The sequence below is a fragment of the Stenotrophomonas sp. PS02301 genome (assembly GCF_029959485.1).
Taxonomy (GTDB): Bacteria; Pseudomonadota; Gammaproteobacteria; order Xanthomonadales; family Xanthomonadaceae; genus Stenotrophomonas; species Stenotrophomonas maltophilia_Z.
On the sequence record NZ_JASCOO010000179.1, the window covers coordinates 1 to 3,357 of the forward strand.

General features: G+C 69.1%; 3 protein-coding genes. 2 read left to right on the top strand and 1 reads right to left on the bottom strand.

What is annotated here, in order from left to right:
- Positions 1-68 precede the first annotated feature (68 nt).
- Positions 69-971: a LysR family transcriptional regulator gene (locus QMX81_RS20700; protein ID WP_282264334.1), complete on the bottom strand. Its 903-nt coding sequence runs from the start codon at positions 969-971 to the stop codon at positions 69-71.
- 126 nt (positions 972-1,097) lie between these two features.
- Between QMX81_RS20700 and QMX81_RS20705 the strand changes: the two genes are divergently transcribed.
- On the top strand, positions 1,098-2,312 hold the full coding sequence (locus QMX81_RS20705; protein ID WP_121040844.1) for an MFS transporter: 1,215 nt from the start codon (positions 1,098-1,100) through the stop codon (positions 2,310-2,312).
- A 150-nt stretch (positions 2,313-2,462) separates the two neighbouring features.
- The gene (gene dkgB / locus QMX81_RS20710; protein WP_282264338.1) at positions 2,463-3,266 is read left to right on the top strand and encodes a 2,5-didehydrogluconate reductase DkgB; all 804 of its coding nucleotides are present in this window, start codon (positions 2,463-2,465) and stop codon (positions 3,264-3,266) included.
- The last annotated feature ends 91 nt before the right edge of the window (positions 3,267-3,357 follow it).

Below are 3,357 nucleotides of genomic sequence, written 5' to 3' on the forward strand. Positions count from 1 at the left end.
GGGGGGGGGGGGGGGGGGGGGGGGGGGGGGCGGCGCCCCCCCGCCGCCCCCCCCCCCCCCCCCCCCCACTACCGGGCGTAGGGGGTGCCCACCATGGCCTGCGCCAGGTGATCCAGGAACGAGCTGATCCGCGCCGAGACTGCCGTGTTGCGGTAGTACACGGCGTGGATCGGCTGGCGGACCTCCACGGTGAGGTCCGGCAACAGCTGCACCAGGGTGCCGGCTTCGCGGTCGCGGTGGATCATGAAGTCGGACAGGCAGACGATGCCCACCCCTTCCAGGGCCAGCCGGCGCAGTGTTTCGCCGCTGGAGACCGCCACCGCCGGGCGCACGTGCAGCAGCGCGTCGGTCGCGCCGGGCAGCGGCCAGTGATTGAGTGAATCGGGCTCGTTGAAGCCCAGCAGGGTGTGCGTGCCCAGTGCCGCGACATCGCGCGGGGTGCCGTGCTGCTGCAGGTAGGCTGGGCTGGCCATCACGCGCAGGCGGCTGTGCGCCAGCGGCCGTGCATGCAGGGTGGAATCGGCCAGTGGCCCGATCCGGATGGCCACATCGGTGCGCCGCTCCAGCAGATCGATGTAGCGCTCGCTGCTGTTGAGCTCCAGCGCCACCTCGGGATAGCGCGCGCGGTAGCTCGCCACCAGCGGGGCGATCACGTGCAGCACGAACGGCATCGCCGCATCCACACGCAGGCGCCCGGCCGGGCGTTGACGCCGGGCGGCGATCTGCTCCTCGGCCGCTTCCACCGAGGCCACGATTGCGCGGGCCTGGGCCAGGAAGGCGTCGCCTTCCTCGGTCAGCTGCAGGCGACGGGTGGTGCGGGTCAACAGCGTGGTGCCGAGTTTCTCCTCCAGCCGGCCCAGTGCCCGGCTGACACCGGACGTGGTCTGGCCAAGCTGTTCGGCGGCGGCGGTGATCGACCCGCTGTCGATCACCGCGATGAAGGCCTGCATCTCATCGAGGGTGGTTTTCATGGCGGCGGCCGGGCGGAAGGGGCCCATTATTGACCATGGGGCAACAGTGATTGGCGTGAAGGCCGCTTTTTCCGCAAGAGTACGGCGCGCAGACTGCGCAGCCTTGCTCCCCACCGGTATCCGTCCATGTCCCGTGGTATCCCCTTGGCCTTGTTGGCGTTGACGCTGGGTGCGTACGCCATCGGCACGACTGAATTCGTCATCGTCGGGCTGATCCCGACCATCGCCGCCGACCTCGGCGTCACCCTGCCCTCGGCCGGCCTGCTGGTTTCGCTGTATGCGCTGGGCGTGGCGGTCGGTGCACCGGTGCTTACCGCGCTGACCGGGCGCGTGCCGCGCAAGACCCTGCTGGTCGCGCTGATGCTGCTGTTCACCCTGGGCAACGTGATCGCCTGGATGGCCCCGGGCTATGGCTCGCTGATCGTGGCGCGCGTGCTGACCGGCCTGGCGCATGGTGTGTTCTTCTCGATCGGCTCGATCATCGCCACCTCGGTGGTGCCCAAGGAAAAGGCCGCCAGCGCGATCGCGATCATGTTCACCGGCCTCACCGTGGCGCTGGTCACCGGCGTGCCGCTGGGTACCTTCATCGGCCAGCACCTGGGCTGGCGCGCCACCTTCCTGGCCGTAGCCGGGCTCGGTGTGATCGCGCTGATCGGCAGCCTGCTCTTCGTCCCGCGCAACCTGCAGCGCAGCGCACCGGCCACGTTCGGCCAGCAGCTCGCCGTGCTCGCGCAGCCGCGCCTGCTGCTGGTGTATGCGATCACCGCGCTCGGTTACGGCGGCACCTTCCTGTCCTTCACCTACCTGGCCTCGATCCTGCAGGACGTGACCGGTTTCTCGGCCAATGCGGTCAGTGGCGTGCTGCTGGTCTATGGCGTGTCGGTGGCGATCGGCAACCTGTGGGGCGGCCGCCTGGCCGACCGCCGCGGCCCGATCCCGGCGCTGAAGCTGATCTTCGCGTTGCTGGCCGCGGTGCTGTTCGCGCTCACCTTCACCGCTTACAACACCTGGCTGGTGCTGCTGACCGTGCTCGCGCTGGGCGCGGTGGCGTTCGGCAACGTGCCCGGGCTGCAGGTATACGTGGTCAAGCAGGCACAGCGGTTCGCCCCGCAGGCCGCCGATGTGGCCTCGGGCCTGAACATCGCCGCGTTCAACGTCGGCATCGCGCTCGGTGCTTCGCTGGGTGGCCTGGTGGTCGATCACTTCGGCCTGATGCACACCCCGTGGCTGGGCGCGCTGGTGGTGATGGGCGCCTTCGGCCTGACCGCATGGAGTGGCCGCCTGGACCGCCGCGATGGGGTTGCCGACCGCGCCGAAGGCATCGCCGTGAGTGCGCATTGATCGCTCCCGGCAGCGGACCGACGGTCGGCAGTACGCGACAACAGCCGACCCACGATTCGTTTCACGCAACCGCAGCCGACAAACGGTCGGCTCTACGTCGCTTTACGGTGCACGGCGTAGCCTGCACCTCACCCCCATGAAGGAGTTTCCATGAGCATTCCCGCCTTCGGCCTCGGCACCTTCCGCCTGAAGGGCCAGACCGTGATCGACTCGGTGCGCAACGCACTGGACGTCGGCTACCGCGCCATCGATACCGCGCAGATCTACGAGAACGAAGCCGAGGTCGGTCAGGCCATCGCCGAGTCCGGCGTGGCGCGCGATGATCTGTTCCTCACCACCAAGATCTGGATCGCCAACTTCCACCACGACGCGCTGCTGGAGAGCCTGCGCGAGAGCCTGCGCAAGCTGCGCACCGACCATGTCGAGCTGACCCTGATCCACTGGCCGTCGCCGAAGGACGCGGTGCCGATGGCCGAGTATCTCGGTGCACTGGCCGAGGCCAAGTCGCAGGGCCTGACCCGCCAGATCGGCATCTCCAACTTCACCATCGCCCAGACCCGCCAGGCCATCGCGATCCTCGGTGCCGATGCGATCGCCACCAACCAGATCGAAGTCCACCCTTACCTGCAGAACCGCGCGTTGATCGCGTTCCTGAAGGAACAGGGCATCCATGTCACCGCGTACATGAGCCTGGCCTACGGCGAAGTGCTCAAGGACCCGGTGATCCAGGCCATCGCCGCGCACCACCGGGCCACCCCGGCCCAGGTCGCGCTGGCGTGGGCGTTGCAGCAGGGCTTCGCGGTGATTCCGTCCTCGACCAAGCGCGACAACCTCGCCGGCAATCTGCTGGCCGCCGAGTTGCGCTTGAGCGAGGCGGACATGGCGCAGATCGCGGCGCTGGATCGGGGCCATCGCCTGGCCAATCCGGAGGAGATCGCGCCGGCTTGGGATTGATGGACAGCGCCCGACCGCTGGTCGGGCGCGGGATGGTGCGTGCCCGCCGCCCGCCCGCCCCAACCGGCGCCACCAGTACCCCAATTGCGCG

Coding starts and splice junctions, on each gene's coding strand:
- QMX81_RS20700 (WP_282264334.1), bottom strand. CDS start 971: ATGAAAACCACCCTCGATGAGATGCAGGCCTTCATCGCGGTGATCGAC.
- QMX81_RS20705 (WP_121040844.1), top strand. CDS start 1,098: ATGTCCCGTGGTATCCCCTTGGCCTTGTTGGCGTTGACGCTGGGTGCG.
- dkgB (WP_282264338.1), top strand. CDS start 2,463: ATGAGCATTCCCGCCTTCGGCCTCGGCACCTTCCGCCTGAAGGGCCAG.